Below are 14,925 nucleotides of genomic sequence, written 5' to 3' on the forward strand. Positions count from 1 at the left end.
CCGAAAAATCTAAATATTTTTTGGGCTCACTGTTGACACAAGGTCGAGAAACGCTTTTAATGCGCCCCGTTGCCCAGGTAGCTCAGTTGGTAGAGCAGGGGATTGAAAATCCCCGTGTCGGCGGTTCGATTCCGTCCCTGGGCACCAAGACAAGCTTCCGGATCCTGCGGGATCTGGAAATCAGAGAAACCGGCCTAGCGCCGGTTTTTTTGTGCCTGCGATTCTTACCCGCTCGCATCCAAAGGCCGAGCGCGCCCTTCACCTGCCGCTCAGGACGCCCTTGCAGTGACCCGAGCCGTTGGTGCCTGGCCGGAAGAGTCCGAGTGTCGCTTCAGGTGGGTGCTGGAGCCCCGTCCACCGCACCGAGATGGATCGCCAGCCACACCGTAGCGACCGCGGGATCGGTGTAGGTCACCCAGTGCTCGGTATCAGCCGGGATAAACAGCGTACTGCCCGGTTCGAGCACCACCTCCCGCCCCTCCAGGGCGATCCGTGCAGCGCCCTTCAGCAGCAGCACCCATTCCTCATGGGCCTGCCGCCAGGGCGCCTCCGCCGGCGTCGTCTGGCCCTGGGAGACGATCCGCTCGATGCGGCAGCCAGGTCGCTCCAGCAGGGAGGTGAACACTTCCGCCGCGGAGGCATCGGGCAGGTCGCGAAACAGATTGAGCATGACGTTTTCTCGCTGGGCCTCGCGCCTAGGCGCGCTAAGGTCGTCCAGACTGCGCCGGTCCGATCAGGCGCTCAAGTCTCGCAGGGATCTGCGTCCCCCAGGAGTCGCCATCATGGCCTCAGGTGCTCTGCCATTTGCGGTAAAGAGTGCGATCCGCCCGACCTTTTCACGAGGTCGTCCCCCGGCGGTAGAGGATTTCGGCGATGATCGAGCGCAGAAGTGGCAGCCTGTTCAGGACGCCGCTCGACCTTGGCTGGCCATAGGGCGCAGCCAGACCTCGCATAAGGCGCACGGAGGCGCTCACTGCATGCCCATCCCCTCGATCCCCCTTGTCGCTCCCACCCTGCCCGGTGTTCTCGCTCAGGAAGCCGTCGCTCAGCCCGGTCCGCTTGCCGTCGAGCCCACCGCACCCTTCTGGCTCAGACTCCTGAACGGCGTCAGCCTCTGGCTGAACCGGTTGTTTCTCGGCCTGGTCATGGCGCTGATCGGTTTTACCTTATGGCACTGGTGGCAGGGATGAAGCGGCGTCTGGATCAGCTGGAGCTGACCATCCTGATGTGCGGCATCGGTCTCTTGGCCATGGCGCTCATCGTCGCCGTGGGCATGCAGGGCCTGGACTGGGCCTGAGCCGGCGGGCGGCCTTACCGGACCTTTACCTGGCCTGACGTCCGCTGACCGCCAAAGGTGTTTCATGGTGACGCGGCCTATCGAGCGCCGCGAGGAGAGCACCATGGCATCGCGAGCGTCGCTGATTCTGCTGTTGACCGCCACCCTGACCGCCAGCAGCCTGGCTGCCGCCTACGAGGGTCCTGACCAGGGGCAACCCTGGGCAAACCACCCCGCGGTGGTCGCCGAGGGCGGCGAATTCCTGCCGGCAGGCGAATTTCGACGGCATCACCGGCATCACCCCTATTACCGCAGGGATCGCTATCCCTACAGCTATTACCAGCCCTACCCACAACCGGGTTATGGCGCCCCCCACTGGCGACCGGTACCGCGGGGCTACTACCCCTACCAGCCGGCCTATGAACCCCGACCCTATTACGGTCCGCCCCGCCATTGGTGAACTGCTTGGCATCACGGCGGCGAGATGATGGCCTTTTGCGATGAGCCACACAGGGAGATGTTTGCCATAGGAGCAGAATGCCATCACCCATTAGGCTTTAGGGCGCTGCCAACATGTATGAGAGAGATGATGTAATCTGCATGGCTTGCCTTGCGACCATGGCTGCGGCCTTCACCGGCTTCATCATGGTGATGGTCCTGCTGTAATCGTCAGATAGACGAAACCCCGCCGAGGCGGGGTTTCGAAGGCGGTATGGCAAGGTCCTAGATAGGACGACTGCCATATTTGCTGTCAGGCTTCTTGGGCGGATCGGCGACTACATTGGCGTCGATCTCCTGAACCCTGCCACCACGGGCCAGGAAGTCCTGCATGGCCTTTTCCAACGCATCCCGCTCGCGCTGCTTGGCTTCCACCGAAGGCAGTTCCTCGGGCTCGACTTCACGCTTCTTCTTGGCCTTGCTCCCGGACGCGGGCGCTTCGCTTTCCCCGCTCTCCTCTTGCTCGGCGTCGTCGGTTGCGGCAGCGAAGTCTTCGTTATCGCCCTCTTCTTCCGCGCCTGTCTCCAGGTCGTCCTGCTCCATATCTTCGTCGCTCATAAACCGCCTCCACAGACTTTGGCAAAATCGGACCGCGCGTTTTGACGCGGCCTCCTAAAAAAAATTCCTGGCTATTCGCCTTGCAGTGTCGCGATCAGGCGCCGTGCGCCACCCTGGTCGCGATGCTCGCCCAGATAGATGCCCTGCCAGGTTCCCAAGGCCAGGCGCCCTGCCTGGATCGGTAGACTCAGGCTGCAGCCGAGCAGACTGCTCTTGAAATGCGCGGGCAGGTCGTCCGGCCCTTCGTAGTCGTGTTCATAACCGGCCTGCCCCTGGGGCACCAGCTGATTGAAGAACCGCTCGAAGTCGCGCCGCACCGCTCCATCGGCATTCTCATTGATGGTCAGCGAGGCCGAGGTGTGCTGCAGCCAGAGGTGCAGCAGGCCGATCCGGCACTCGCCAAGCTCGGGCAGTTGCTCCAGCACCTCAGCGGTGACGAGATGGAAACCACGCGCGCGCGCGCGCAGGGAAAAGCTCCGCTGCAGCCACATGAACAACCCCCGCCGACTGACTGGGCGCGCATTCTAGCGCGACGATCGGAAAAGCAAAGCGGTGATTGCACACCGCTGGCGTGCAGTCTAGACACAGCAGGATGGCGGTTGTTCCAGCCGTATGGCGGACATGAAAAAGGCGCCTCGCGGCGCCTTTTTCCAGAGCGGCGGCTTACAGGTTGTAGCCACGCTCGTTGTGCAGGGTGAGGTCCAGACCCACGGTTTCCTCTTCCTCGTTGACTCTCAGACCCATGACCACGTCCAGCACCTTGAGGATCACGAAGGTGACGATACCGGTGTAGACGATGGTGAAGGCCACGCCCTTGAACTGGATGAACAGCTGGGCGCCGATATCGGTGACGGTGCCGAAGCCACCCAGGGACGGGGCGGCGAAGACACCGGTCAGCAGGGCGCCGACGATGCCGCCGATGCCGTGCACGCCGAAGGCGTCCAGGGAGTCGTCGTAGCCAAGCTTGCGCTTGAGGCTGGTGGCGGTGAAGAAGCAGATCACGCCAGCGGCCAGGCCGATGATCAGGGCGCCCATGGGACCGGCGGTACCGGCGGCCGGGGTGATGGCGACCAGACCGGCGACCACGCCGGAGGCGATGCCCAGGGCGCTCGGCTTACCGTGGGTGATCCACTCAGCGAACATCCAGCCCAGGGCGGCAGCGGCGGTGGCGATCTGGGTGGTCAGCATGGCCATGCCGGCCGTGCCGTTGGCAGCGGCGGCGGAACCGGCATTGAAGCCGAACCAGCCGACCCACAGCATGGCGGCACCGACCAGGGTATAGCCCAGGTTGTGCGGAGCCATGGGAGTGGTGGGATAGCCCTTGCGCTTGCCCAGGACCAGGGCCGCGACCAGACCGGCCACACCGGCGTTGATGTGCACCACGGTGCCGCCAGCGAAGTCCAGTACGCCCCAGTCCCACATCAGGCCGCCGTCACCGCTCCAGACCATGTGGGCGATGGGCGCGTAGACGAAGGTGAACCACAGGCCGGTGAAGACCAGCATGGCGGAGAACTTCATGCGCTCGGCGAAGGCACCGACGATCAGCGCCGGGGTGATGATGGCGAAGGTCATCTGGAAGGTGACGAAGACGCTTTCCGGGAACAGGGCGGTGGCCGAGGTCACGGCATCATGTTGCAGACTGGACAGGAAGGCCTTGCCCAGACCGCCGATGAAGGAATTGAAGTTGGTGACGCCTTTCTCCATGCCGGTGGTGTCGAAGGCCAGGCTGTAGCCGTAGACCATCCACAGGATGCTGATGAGACCGGTGATGGCGAAGCACTGCATCATCACCGAGAGGACGTTCTTGGCACGCACCATGCCGCCATAGAACAGCGCGAGACCCGGGATGGTCATGAACAGCACCAGGGCTGTCGAGACCAGCATCCAGGCCGTATCCCCGCTGTTGATGGCTGGTGCCGCAGCCGCTTCCTGGGCCATGGCCAGGCCCGGCAGCGCTACGAAAGACATGAGGGCTCCTAGCCCTGCGTAGGTGCGCAGAGTCATCGTTGTTTCTCCTGGGGCTCGTGTGGGGTTGGGCGGTCGGTTAGCGCGTCAGATGGCGTCTGTGTCGGTTTCGCCGGTGCGGATGCGGATTGCCTGCTCGAGATTCACCACGAAGATCTTGCCGTCACCGATCTTGCCGGTGTTGGCGGCCTTGGTGATGGCCTCGATGACGCGGTCGAGCTGATCGTCGGCGATGGCGACGTCGATCTTGACCTTGGGCAGGAAGTCGACGACGTATTCGGCGCCGCGATAGAGCTCGGTGTGGCCCTTCTGACGGCCAAAGCCCTTGACCTCGGTAACGGTGATGCCTTGCACACCGATCTCGGACAGCGACTCACGCACGTCGTCGAGCTTGAACGGCTTGATGATGGCGGTGACTAGTTTCATGAACTTCTCCCGATTGAGTTGACTGGCCCCAGGAAAACAAACCCCGGCCCAAGTCTAGCGCAGTGACCGTCTGTTTAACCGTTGACGTGGTAATCGCCGTGGTTACGGCAGAAGCGGCCAGAGGGCGCCTCTACCCCAGGCGCCTCTGACGCCCGTCTCTGCATCGGCAGTAGCAGAAAGCTTGCCAGGTTTGTGAAGGCGTACGGATTTCGGGCGCCAGCCCGCCTGGCGCGCCTCCTGAAGGGGCAACGCTCGGCCCGGCGGGCAGGACTTTGCACCAACAGCGAACAGCTCTGGCACGGGACTGGCACCAAAGCGGTGCAGAGGCGCTGCCCGGGGTGGCACACCCCGCTGTGCTACACTCGCGCCTTGATCCATTGCAGGGGATAAACCATGTCCACGACCCGTTCGCTGTTCGATTCCCTGACTCAGCAGGCCAGCCGGCTGTTCGGTCAGGACTCGCCGCTACCCAAGGCCGAGATCGAGAGCCAGTTCAAGGCCCTGCTGCAAGGTGCTCTGAGCAAGCTCGATGTGGTCAGCCGTGACGAATTCGATGCCCAGATGGCCGTGCTGGCCCGCACCCGTGCGCGCCTGGAGGCCCTCGAGGCACGCCTGACCGAGCTGGAAAAGCCGCAGACCGCCGAGGTCAAGCCGCCGATCACCCCGGCCACGGACGTCGCGCCCGCCGATTGATCCCCAAGGGCGCGCCAGGATGGTGCAGCCCTGAGTCTGGCGAATCACGATCAAGGAGAGATCATGTCGCTTGCCCTCGTTCATACCCGCGCCCAGGTGGGCGTGGAAGCGCCGCCGGTATTGGTCGAGGCGCACCTGGCCAATGGCCTGCCCGCCCTCACCCTGGTCGGCCTGCCGGAAACCGCCGTCCGCGAAGCCAAGGATCGGGTGCGCAGCGCCATCCTCAATGCCGGCTTCGAATTCCCCAGTCGTCGCATCACCCTCAATCTCGCGCCCGCCGACCTGCCCAAGGACGGTGGTCGCTTCGACCTCGCCCTGGCCATCGGCATCCTCGCCGCCAGCGGACAGCTACCGACGCCGGGCCTCGACGGCTATGAATGCCTGGGTGAGCTGGCCCTGTCGGGCGCGGTGCGGGCGGTGCGCGGCGTGCTGCCTGCGGCGCTGGCGGCCCGAGCCGCCGGCCGCATCCTGGTGGTGCCCCGCGCCAACGCCGAGGAAGCCTGCCTGGCCAGTGGCCTCAGGGTGCTGGCGGTCGATCACCTGCTGGAGTTCGCCGGTCACCTGAGTGGCCAGGCCGTGCTGGCCCCCTATCAGCCCAGCGGCCTGCTGCGCACCCCATTGCCCTATCCCGATCTCGCCGAGGTGCAGGGCCAGCAGGCGGCCAAGCGCGCCCTGGTGGTGGCCGCGGCGGGTGCCCACAATCTCCTGCTGGCCGGTCCACCGGGAACCGGCAAGACCCTGCTCGCCAGTCGCCTGCCAGGGCTGCTGCCGCCCCTGGATGAAGAAGAGGCGCTGCAGGTGGCCGCCATCCATTCGGTGGCCGGCCCCGAGCCGCTGGAACACTGGCCGCAGCGACCCTTTCGCCAGCCGCATCATTCGGCGTCCGGTCCGGCGCTGGTGGGCGGCGGCAGCCGACCCGGTCCCGGCGAGATCACCCTGGCCCACCGCGGCGTGCTGTTTCTCGACGAATTGCCGGAATTCGATCGCAAGGTGCTGGAGGTGCTGCGCGAGCCCCTGGAGAGCGGCGAAATCGTCATCGCCCGGGCGCGGGAACGGGTACGCTTTCCGGCCCGCTTCCAGCTGGTGGCGGCGATGAATCCCTGTCCCTGCGGCTACCTGGGTGACCCCAGCGGCCGCTGCCGCTGCAGCCCGGAGCACATTCAGCGCTATCGCGGCAAGCTGTCCGGTCCGCTGCTGGACCGTATCGACCTGCACCTGACGGTAGCCCGCGAGCACCTGCGGCTGGGCGCCTCAGCGGCCAGTGAGCTCACCACGGCGGAGGCCGCGCGCCAGGTGGCCGACGCCCGGACCATTCAGCTGGCGCGCCAGGGGCGACCCAACGCCCTGCTCGGTCTCGATCAACTGCACCAGGTCTGCGCCCTGAGCGAGGCCGATCAGCGTTGGCTGGAGGGCGCGGGCGAACGCCTGAATCTGTCCCTGCGCGCCCTGCACCGGGTGGTCAAGGTGGCCCGCACCCTGGCCGATCTCGCCGGCCAGGCCGAAATCCAGCGGCCACAGCTGGCGGAAGCGCTGCAGTATCGGGCGAGTCACTAGGCGCCGGCAGGCGGGCCGTAGTGTCGCGGCGGCTCCTGCAGGCGATCTCGCAGCGCCTGATTTTCCTGGGCCAGCTCGAAGCACATGGCCCGCCACTGGTGGGCCAGCTCGCGATAATCGTCCCGCTCCGCCCGCAGCGTGGTCAGCATGCGTTCGACGGCCTGCACTGCCTCGTTGGATACGCCCATGACACCCTCCTCTTGTACTGTATTTGTATACAGTAGTCAGAGTATTGCAGCCAGGCAAGGGCCAAGGTACGCAGGAATGAAAAAGGGAAGCCTGAGCCTCCCTTTCGCTGCTGCCGGAACGCGCCGGTCAGTTGAACCGACCGACCTCGGCACTCAGGTCTTCCGCCAGATGACGCAGCTCGCCAGCGGTACCGGCCAGCACCTCGGCGGCATCGCGCTGGGCGGCGTTGTCCACGGCGATCGCCTGGATGTTGCGACTCAGGGCGGTGGCGGTGGTGCTCTGCTCGGCGGTGGCCTGGGCGATGCCGGAGAATTGCTCCACCGCCTCGGCGACCTGCTGGTCGATGCTGCGCAGCGCCTGGGCCACGTCGGCGTTGCGCGCCAGGCCCTGTTCCATCAGGCGATTGCCTTCGTCGATGGCGCCCATGGCACGCTGGGTCTCGCCCTGCACCGCGCCGATCATCTGCGAGATCTCGCGGGTGGCCTCGCTGGTGCGACCGGCCAATTGCCGGACTTCATCGGCGACCACGGCGAAGCCGCGGCCCTGCTCGCCGGCCCGGGCCGCTTCGATGGCGGCGTTGAGCGCCAGCAGGTTGGTCTGCTCGGCGATCCCGCTGATGACGCCGATGATGCCGCCAATCTGCTGGGAGCGGCCGTCCAGGCCCTTGATGAGTTCGGCGGTGCTGGCCAGGGAATCGGCGATCTGCTCCAGGGCACCCGAGGCGCCCTGCATGGCCTGAGTCCCGGTGCGGGTCTGCTGGGCGTTTTCCTGCACCAGGCGTTCGGTGCGCTGCATGCCGTCGGCGATGTTCTGGGCGGTGGCGCTGAATTCCTCCACGGCGCTGGCCATGCTGTCGATCTGGCTGGACTGCTCGGCAGAGCGTCTCAGGGTCTGGTCGGAAAGCTGGCTCAGTTGCTGGGAACGCTCGGTGACCGCGCGCGAAGAGCCACGGACCTGCTCAACGGTGGAGGCCAGGGCATCGGCCATCTGGTTGAAGCTCTGGGCGAGTTCGCCGATCTCGTCCTGGCTGCGCGCCTCGACGCGCACGCTGAGCTGACCGCGACCCAGGGCCTGGGCCCGCTCCACCAGTTGGCCCAGCGGCTTCAGCTTGTGGCGCAGCAGGACGACCGAGGCGACCACCGCCAGCACCAGGGCGATCAGGCTGCCGATGGCCAGGCGCAGGCCGACGGCGTGCACCGGGGCGTCCAGCTCGGCCTTGGGCAGGGTGGCGACCACGGTCCAGCCTTCGCCGGCGACCGGCGCGCTGACGCTGAGGAAGTCTTCATTGCCGTCCTGCCAGGTGTGTTCGCGCTGCTTGGGGTCGCTCTTGAGCGCGGCGAGCAGTTCGTCATTCTTTTTCGCATTGGCCGGCGGCACCAGCCAGTTGCCCTGCTCGTCGAGCAGGGCCAGGGAGCCGGTCTCGCCGATGCGCAGCTGGGTCAGCTGGGCCAGCTGCTGGGCCTGGGCGTCGGTGTAGTCGAAGCCGACGAAGAGCACGGCGATGACCTTGCCGCCGCCGTCGCGGACCGGGGTGTACTGGGTCATGTAGGAGCGTCCGAACAGCTGGGCGCGCCCGACGTAGTTCTGACCCTGCAGCAATCCGGCATAGGCCGGGTGCTTGCGATCGAGCTGGGTACCGATGGCGCGGCTGCCGTCCTGCTTCTTCAGCGAGGTGGTGATACGGGTAAAGTCGTCGCCATCGCGGACGAAGATGGTGGCGACGCCACCGGTCAGCCGGGTGAAGTCGTCGACCTGGCTGAAGTCGCTGTTCAGCGCCTGACCGGCGAACAGCAGGGCGGGGGCCGTGGCGCTGCCCAGGGGCAGTCGCTCGCCGGCCAGGCTCAGGCCGCCATCGAAGCGGCGCTCGAACAGGTTGGCCAGCCGTTGGGTGCTGATCTTCAGGGTGCTGAGAAAGGTCTGCTGCTGATCGGAGAGCAGCCGGGCCTCGCTACCCAGGTGCTTGCGCTGGGTGCCTTCGATGGACACGCTCAAGGCATGCAGGGCGAACAGACAGCTGCCGGCGATCACGACAATCAGTACCAGACTGAGGGCCAAGGCAAGTTGTCGGGCGATACTACGACGCGGGGAAATGACCATAGGGGGCTCCAAAGCGCCTACATCCCTGTAGGGCAGTACGAATTTGAGGGCAAGGGCGGTATCAGGGACCGACCGCTCTAGGGCGGTCTTCTTGGCGGTTGACTTTTATTTTATCGGCAGAGGTACGATGAACTAAAGCGAATGACAGCAGTCTGGCGCCTTATTTATGGCGAACGACCTCTGGAAGGCTTTGGGATGCCACTTCCCGCTGCAGGAAATCAGCCAGCTGGCGAAGGCGCGCCTGCCCCCGGCGATTGCGCGGCCAGACCAGGTAATAGGCATCACCGCTGGCCACCGCCTCGGGCCAGGGCAAGGCAATGAGTCCGGCCGCCACGTCTTCGGCGAGCATCACCAGATCGCCGATGGAAACCCCGTAGCCACGCGCGGCAGCGGCCATGCCCAGCTCCAGGGTGTCGAACACCTGGCCACCACTCAGGGGCACCGCCTGGGTCAGGCCCATGGCCTGCAGCCAGCGGCGCCAGTCGCGGCGGTCGAAGGTGGGATGCAGCAGTTCTTCCCCCTGCAGCCGCGCCAGGTCCCAGGCGCCCTCCCGGGCGGCAGCCGGCGAGCAGACCGGCACCAGCCACTCCTCGAACAGCGGCACCACCTCCCAGTCCGCCGGGAAGCGGCCGTCGCCGAGCAGTACCGCGCAATCGAAGGGCTCATGGACGAAGTCGACCCGGTCGCTGGCCATCCAGACGCTGGTGAGCTGGATATCCAGTTGCGGACTGAGCTGGCGAAAGCGCGCCAGCCGCGCCAGCAGCCAGCGCAGCGACAGGGTGGTGGGCGCCTTGAGTCTCAGGGTGCCCTCGGCCACGGCAAGATTGCCACAGGCCCGCGCCAGCGCCTCGAAGCCCTCGCTCAGCCCCGGCAAGAGCAGCTTGCCGGGCTCGGTCAGCGCCAGCTGACGCCCGGCGCGCTCGAACAGGCGGCAGCCAAAGGTCTCTTCCAGCGTCCGCACATGGCGACTGACCGCACTCTGGGTCAGCGACAGCTCCTGGGCCGCGCGGGTGAAGGAGCCGTGGCGAGCGGCGGCCTCGAAGGCGCGCAGGGCATACAGCGGCGGCAGACGCGAGGGGTGCTCGGGCATGACTCAGACTCATGGATGGCATGGTTATTTTCCGATTGTGGGCGGCGCGCCCGCATCCAACAATGAGTTCTTGTCAAACGTCGGCCACCTGCTCAGCGAGATCCACCCATGTCTCTGCCGCGTCTCGAACTGCTCGCGCTGTTGCGTCTCGCCCTGCCCCTGATCGGTGCGCAGCTGGCCTATGTGGCCATGGTCTTCACCGACACCCTGATGATGGGCCGCCTGGGCCCGGCAGCCCTGGCCGGTGGCGGCCTGGGAGCGGCGGTCTACTCCTTCGTCTCGGTGATCTGCGTGGGCGTGATCACCGCGGTGGCCAATCTGGCGGCACTGCGCCGGGGTGCGGGGGATACCGAAGGGGTGGCGGCGGTCACTGCGGCCGGGATCTGGATCGCCGGGGTGCTGGCGCTGCTGGCCGGTACCCTGCTGTGGCATATCGAACCCCTGCTGGCCCTGGCCGGCCAGCCCGAAGAGAGTCGTCAGGCGGCCGGCGTCTTCCTGCGCTGCCTGGCCTTCGCCCTGCCCGGCCATCTGCTGTTCATGACCCTGCGCGGCTTCACCAGTGCTCTGGACCGCCCCGGACCGGTGCTGACCATCGTGCTCGGCGCGGCGCTGCTCAATGCCCTGTTCAATCTGGCGCTGCTGCACGGCTGGGGCGGCCTGCCGCAACCCGGGCTGCCGGGCATCGGCGCGGTGACTGCGGTGGTGATGAATGGCGCGGCCCTGGGCTTGGCGTTGTATATCGCCCGCCATCCGGCCTATGCCGCCTATCCTCTGGGTCGCTATCTGCGCCGTCCGGATCGCCGTGCCCTCGCCGACACCCTCGGCCAGGGCCTGGCTATCAGTGGCACCTATGCGGTGGAAGCCTGCCTGTTCCTGTCGGCGGCGCTGTGCATGGGCGCCCTGGGCGCCACGGCGCTGGCGGCCCATCAGATCGCCAACCAGCTGGTGTACCTGGTGTTCATGTTGCCCGCCGGACTCTCCTATGCCACCAGCATCCGCATCGGCCAGCACCAGGGCGCCGGGCGGCCGCGCGAGGCCCTGCTGGTGGGGCGACTGGCCATCGGCGGCGGCGCCCTGGTGATGCTGGGCATCGCCCTGCTGTTCTGGAGCTTTCCCGGCTGGCTGGTGAGGCTGTTCCTGGCGGATGCGCAGAGCCCGGTGGCGGAGCTGGCACGCCAGCTGGTGCTGATCGCGGCGGTGTTCGTCATCTTCGACGGTACCCAGAGCATCGCCCAGGGTGCGCTGCGGGGTATCCGCCAGGCACGCCTGGGCTTCTACGGCGGATTGCTCTGCTACTGCCTGATCGGCGCCAGCGGTGCCTGGCTGCTGGGCGTCCAGCTGGGTATCGGCCCCCATGGCGTCTGGTGGGGCCTGGCATTCGGACTGGCCTGTGCGGCGCTGCTGCTGACCGGCGCCTTCGAGTGGCTGATGCGGCGGCAGCTGGGCGCGGGCGCTGCGGAGGCTGCGCCGGAGCCGCTGGCCGCGCCGCGCGGCCTGGCGCAAAACGGCTGAGCGCCGCGGCGGCCCAAGCGTTTTACCAAGTGGTCCACTTCTGACCGCTGCGCTAGACTAAAGGCTTTGGGCCACCCCGGCGTTGCGACCGGTGTTCCGGGCCCCAGGATAGCCAGAGATGCAACGTTTCATCGTCGCCGACGACCATCCGCTGTTTCGTGAAGGCCTGGTGCGCATTCTGCGCCAGCTGCAGCCACAGGCGCAGGTGGATCAGGCCGACAGCCTGCAACAGGTCCTGGACCTGGCGCGCCAGGGTGAGCCGCCCAGCGGGCTGCTGCTGGACCTGCTCTATCCTGGCCAGGACCTGAGCTTTTCGCTGCGCGCCCTGCGCCAGGAATTCAAGCGCAGCACCCTGATCGTGGTCTCGATGCTGGAAGACGCCACGGTGATCGAACATATCCTGGCAGCCGGTGTGGACGGCTTCATCGGCAAGGCGCTACCGCCGGCGGCCATGGCCGAGGCGATCGCCGACTGCCTCGCCGGACAACCTGTGGTGCGCTATGCCATGCCGAGCCTGGCCCCGGTCAACCTGACGCCTGATAACCGGGTGCAGGCGCTGACGCCGCGGCAACTGGAGGTGCTCGGCCTGATCACCCAGGGCCTGAGCAACAAGGAGATCGCCCGGATCCTGGCCATCTCGCCCTTTACCGTGCGCATCCATGTCTCCGCTCTGCTGCGTACCCTGGGCGTCAGCAGCCGCGCAGCGGCGGCCGCCTTCGGCGCCAAGGCCGGCCTTGGCTCCCAGCGCTCACTCAGCTAGCCGCGACGCGAAAGGCCAGCAGCAGGGCGCGCAATTCCGCCGGTCGCACCGGCTTGGCCAGCACCGGGATCTCGGCGTCGCCCAGCGCCTGCTGGACCTGGGGAATGTCATGGCCGGTCACCACGATGGCCGGGATGCGCCGACCCTGCAGCCGATTGAGATAGGCGATGCAATCGGCACCCGAGGCGCTGCGATCCAGATCGAAATCGGTGATCACCAAGTCGCAACTCACGGCGCCGGAGGGAATGCTGGTGGCAGTGGTGACCTCGCAGCCCCAGCTGCGCAACAGGGTCGCGGTGGCCAGCAGCACGTTGGCGTCGTCTTCGATAAGCAGGATCCGCCAGCCGGCGAGCAGGTGCTGGGGGCCGCTCACCGGCCGTGGGCGCGCCTCCAGCGGCAGGGTGGCCAGCGGCAGGCCCTGGAGCGCGACCGCGGTACCGCGGCCGGGGTGCGAACGGATGGTCAGCCGCAACTCGAGCAGGGTGGTGATGCGTTGCACGATGGACAACCCCAAGCCGACGCCCTCGATGTCGCGATCGCGCGTTTCCCGCACCCGATAGAATTCCTCGCACAGGTGCGGCAGGTGCTCGGCGGCGATGCCCGGCCCCTGGTCGTAGACCACCAGGGCGAGCTGGCCCTGGTGGCGGCGCACCGCCAGCAGCAGGGGCTTGCCGGGCGCGTACTTGAGGGCGTTGGACAGCAGATTCTGCAGCGAGGTGAGCAGCAGCGCCGGGTCGCTGTAGACCTGCAGGCCACAGGCACGCCAGCGGATCTCCACCCCGGCCCAGCGCGCCGCCTCCGCGTTCTGCCGCACCAGGTCGCCGAACAGGGTATCCAGATCGACCACCGTGCGTCGCGGACTGACCTGCTTCTGATCGAGGGTGTAGATGTCCAGCAGCGAACGGAACAGCTGCTCGACGCCGAGCAGCGAGCGGTCGATGTTGTCGACCAGCCGCTCCTGATCGGCGCTCAGCTGGCCATCGCGCAGGCAGGCGGTGAACAGGCCGATGGAGTGGATCGGCTGGCGCAGATCGTGGCTGGCCTGGGCCAGGAAGCGCGCCTTGGCCAGGTTGGCCGCCTGGGTCTCGTGCAGCGAATCCTGAATGCGGGTCAGCAGGAAATGCACGTAGCCGGGCACCAGCAGCGCGGTCACCAGCATCATCAGGGCCACCGTGGGATAGCGCTGCAGGAAGGGCATCCCGGCGATGATGGCGGTCAGGGCGGTCAGCGATAGCCCGGTGGCCAGCAGCAGGTAGCCGCGCCCATAGCGCAGGCCGTTGCCCACCGTGACCCAGAGCAGCACGCCGAACAGTGGCAGCAGGGCCTCGCCGCTGGTGATGGAGGAAAAGGTGATGGCGCTGAAGTCCAGGCTCATGGCCAGCAGGCGCCGCCAGGGCTTCACTCCCGGCCGCCGGCGGATCTCGAAGAACAGGCCGACGGCCAGCACGGCGAACAGGGCGTAGCACAGCAGGTTGGCCAGCAGGATGGCGGTATCGAACAGCCCCCAGGCCCAGGCGCCGGTGATGTAGGCCGAGGCCGGCAGGATGAAGGCCAAACGGACCTTGGCCTGGCCGAGTTCGGGATCGCGGGGGCGGACGCCCAGGGTCTGGGTCGCTGCGTTCATGAGGCCAGATAACCCAGTTGCCAGGCTCGCGGGATCAGGCGAAAGATCACCGCCAGGATGGCGGCCAGGGCCGCGCTGGCGTACCAGGCCGCCAGGCCCAGTCCCGCCTCCAGGGCAGCGCCCAGCACCCCGCCGAGCAGCATGCCCAGCCAGGGCACCAGCTGGATGCGCCAGCCGCGGCGGCGTTCGCCCAGCAGCCAGTGACCCAGGCCGCGTCCGAAACGCGACAGGGCGCCGGTGACATAGGTGAGGCCGATGGGCAGGCCATAGACCTGCTCCACCACCGCATTGACCATGCCCATGGCGAACACCCCGGTCAGCAGCGCCAGGTGGCCCAGGGGCAGGCTGGCCGCCAGCGCCAGCAGCAGGGCCAGCAGGCCGAGCAGCAGGCAGGCGCGCTGGCGGGTCAGCCGCTGCAGCAGCACACCGCCGGCATTGCCCAACACGAAGGTGCCGATGGCCAGCGCCAGGTGCCCCGCGGCAGTCCAGCGGCCTGCCGCCACATCGGCAGCAAGACGGGTGGTATTGCCGCTCATGAAGGAAACGAAATCGCCGGTGGCGAGAAAGCCGATGGCATCGGTCATGCCGGCCAGCAGCGACAGGCCGGCGACCAGCGCCAGGCCGACCGCGCCATGCCGTGGTGTCACGGGCGGAAGAGAAGCAGAGGGATTCATGGCAGCCAT

16 protein-coding genes and 1 tRNA gene are annotated in these 14,925 nt (G+C 67.0%); 7 read left to right on the top strand and 10 right to left on the bottom strand.

Annotated features, from left to right (window positions below; translation table 11 throughout):
• Positions 1 to 71 precede the first annotated feature (71 nt).
• Positions 72 to 147: transfer RNA gene (locus PVZ72_RS15390), tRNA-Phe, on the top strand.
• A 184-nt stretch (positions 148 to 331) separates the two neighbouring features.
• Here the strand turns inward: PVZ72_RS15390 and PVZ72_RS15395 are convergent.
• Positions 332 to 670 (bottom strand): cupin domain-containing protein, encoded by a 339-nt coding sequence (locus tag PVZ72_RS15395; RefSeq protein WP_133861994.1) that lies wholly within the window; start codon positions 668 to 670, stop codon positions 332 to 334.
• A gap of 307 nt (positions 671 to 977) precedes the next feature.
• On the opposite strand from PVZ72_RS15395, the gene PVZ72_RS15400 reads away from it, so the two are divergent.
• Both PVZ72_RS15400 and PVZ72_RS15405 read left to right on the top strand, forming a co-directional pair.
• On the top strand, positions 978 to 1,190 hold the full coding sequence (locus PVZ72_RS15400) for a hypothetical protein (RefSeq protein ID WP_133861995.1): 213 nt from the start codon (positions 978 to 980) through the stop codon (positions 1,188 to 1,190).
• Positions 1,191 to 1,400: 210 nt separating this feature from the next.
• A complete protein-coding gene (locus PVZ72_RS15405; protein WP_273862394.1) occupies positions 1,401 to 1,736 on the top strand; it encodes a hypothetical protein in 336 nt (111 codons plus the stop codon).
• Positions 1,737 to 1,999: 263 nt separating this feature from the next.
• On the opposite strand, the gene sutA is transcribed toward PVZ72_RS15405, so the two are convergent.
• From sutA to glnK, 4 genes are all read right to left on the bottom strand, one after another.
• On the bottom strand, positions 2,000 to 2,332 hold the full coding sequence (gene sutA, locus PVZ72_RS15410) for a transcriptional regulator SutA (RefSeq protein WP_133861997.1): 333 nt from the start codon (positions 2,330 to 2,332) through the stop codon (positions 2,000 to 2,002).
• A 71-nt stretch (positions 2,333 to 2,403) separates the two neighbouring features.
• Entirely contained in the window at positions 2,404 to 2,823 is a 420-nt protein-coding gene (locus PVZ72_RS15415; RefSeq protein WP_273862395.1) for a secondary thiamine-phosphate synthase enzyme YjbQ, read from the bottom strand.
• Between the two features lie 172 nt (positions 2,824 to 2,995).
• The gene (locus tag PVZ72_RS15420) at positions 2,996 to 4,336 is read right to left on the bottom strand and encodes an ammonium transporter (protein WP_133861998.1); all 1,341 of its coding nucleotides are present in this window, start codon (positions 4,334 to 4,336) and stop codon (positions 2,996 to 2,998) included.
• A 48-nt stretch (positions 4,337 to 4,384) separates the two neighbouring features.
• Positions 4,385 to 4,723, bottom strand: a complete 339-nt coding sequence (gene glnK, locus PVZ72_RS15425) for a P-II family nitrogen regulator (protein WP_003096476.1) — start codon at positions 4,721 to 4,723, stop codon at positions 4,385 to 4,387.
• A gap of 393 nt (positions 4,724 to 5,116) precedes the next feature.
• Between glnK and PVZ72_RS15430 the strand changes: the two genes are divergently transcribed.
• Positions 5,117 to 5,416, top strand: coding sequence for an accessory factor UbiK family protein (locus PVZ72_RS15430; RefSeq protein WP_187980537.1), 300 nt, complete (start codon positions 5,117 to 5,119; stop codon positions 5,414 to 5,416).
• 63 nt (positions 5,417 to 5,479) lie between these two features.
• A complete protein-coding gene (locus PVZ72_RS15435; RefSeq protein ID WP_273862396.1) occupies positions 5,480 to 6,970 on the top strand; it encodes a YifB family Mg chelatase-like AAA ATPase in 1,491 nt (496 codons plus the stop codon).
• On the opposite strand, the gene PVZ72_RS15440 is transcribed toward PVZ72_RS15435, so the two are convergent.
• The 3 genes from PVZ72_RS15440 to PVZ72_RS15450 form a co-directional block, all read right to left on the bottom strand.
• Entirely contained in the window at positions 6,967 to 7,158 is a 192-nt protein-coding gene (locus PVZ72_RS15440) for a hypothetical protein (RefSeq protein WP_027597468.1), read from the bottom strand. The two genes, PVZ72_RS15435 and PVZ72_RS15440, sit on opposite strands and share 4 nt — an antisense overlap.
• Positions 7,159 to 7,285: 127 nt before the next feature.
• Entirely contained in the window at positions 7,286 to 9,256 is a 1,971-nt protein-coding gene (locus PVZ72_RS15445) for a methyl-accepting chemotaxis protein (RefSeq protein ID WP_187980539.1), read from the bottom strand.
• Between the two features lie 160 nt (positions 9,257 to 9,416).
• Positions 9,417 to 10,346, bottom strand: a complete 930-nt coding sequence (locus PVZ72_RS15450; protein ID WP_273862397.1) for a LysR substrate-binding domain-containing protein — start codon at positions 10,344 to 10,346, stop codon at positions 9,417 to 9,419.
• 108 nt (positions 10,347 to 10,454) lie between these two features.
• Between PVZ72_RS15450 and PVZ72_RS15455 the strand changes: the two genes are divergently transcribed.
• Together PVZ72_RS15455 and PVZ72_RS15460 are read left to right on the top strand one after the other, a co-directional pair.
• The gene (locus PVZ72_RS15455) at positions 10,455 to 11,858 is read left to right on the top strand and encodes a NorM family multidrug efflux MATE transporter (protein WP_187980540.1); all 1,404 of its coding nucleotides are present in this window, start codon (positions 10,455 to 10,457) and stop codon (positions 11,856 to 11,858) included.
• 118 nt (positions 11,859 to 11,976) lie between these two features.
• Positions 11,977 to 12,618, top strand: coding sequence for a LuxR C-terminal-related transcriptional regulator (locus tag PVZ72_RS15460; RefSeq protein ID WP_273862398.1), 642 nt, complete (start codon positions 11,977 to 11,979; stop codon positions 12,616 to 12,618).
• Here the strand turns inward: PVZ72_RS15460 and PVZ72_RS15465 are convergent.
• Positions 12,611 to 14,242: an ATP-binding response regulator gene (locus PVZ72_RS15465; RefSeq protein WP_273862399.1), complete on the bottom strand. Its 1,632-nt coding sequence runs from the start codon at positions 14,240 to 14,242 to the stop codon at positions 12,611 to 12,613. The two genes, PVZ72_RS15460 and PVZ72_RS15465, sit on opposite strands and share 8 nt — an antisense overlap.
• Positions 14,239 to 14,916, bottom strand: a complete 678-nt coding sequence (locus PVZ72_RS15470) for a YoaK family protein (protein WP_273862400.1) — start codon at positions 14,914 to 14,916, stop codon at positions 14,239 to 14,241. The genes PVZ72_RS15465 and PVZ72_RS15470 overlap by 4 nt, the downstream gene beginning before the upstream one ends.
• Positions 14,917 to 14,925: the final 9 nt, after the last annotated feature.

This window comes from Pseudomonas sp. LA5 (genome assembly GCF_028640825.1).
In the GTDB taxonomy this organism is placed as follows: Bacteria; Pseudomonadota; Gammaproteobacteria; order Pseudomonadales; family Pseudomonadaceae; genus Chryseomonas; species Chryseomonas aestiva.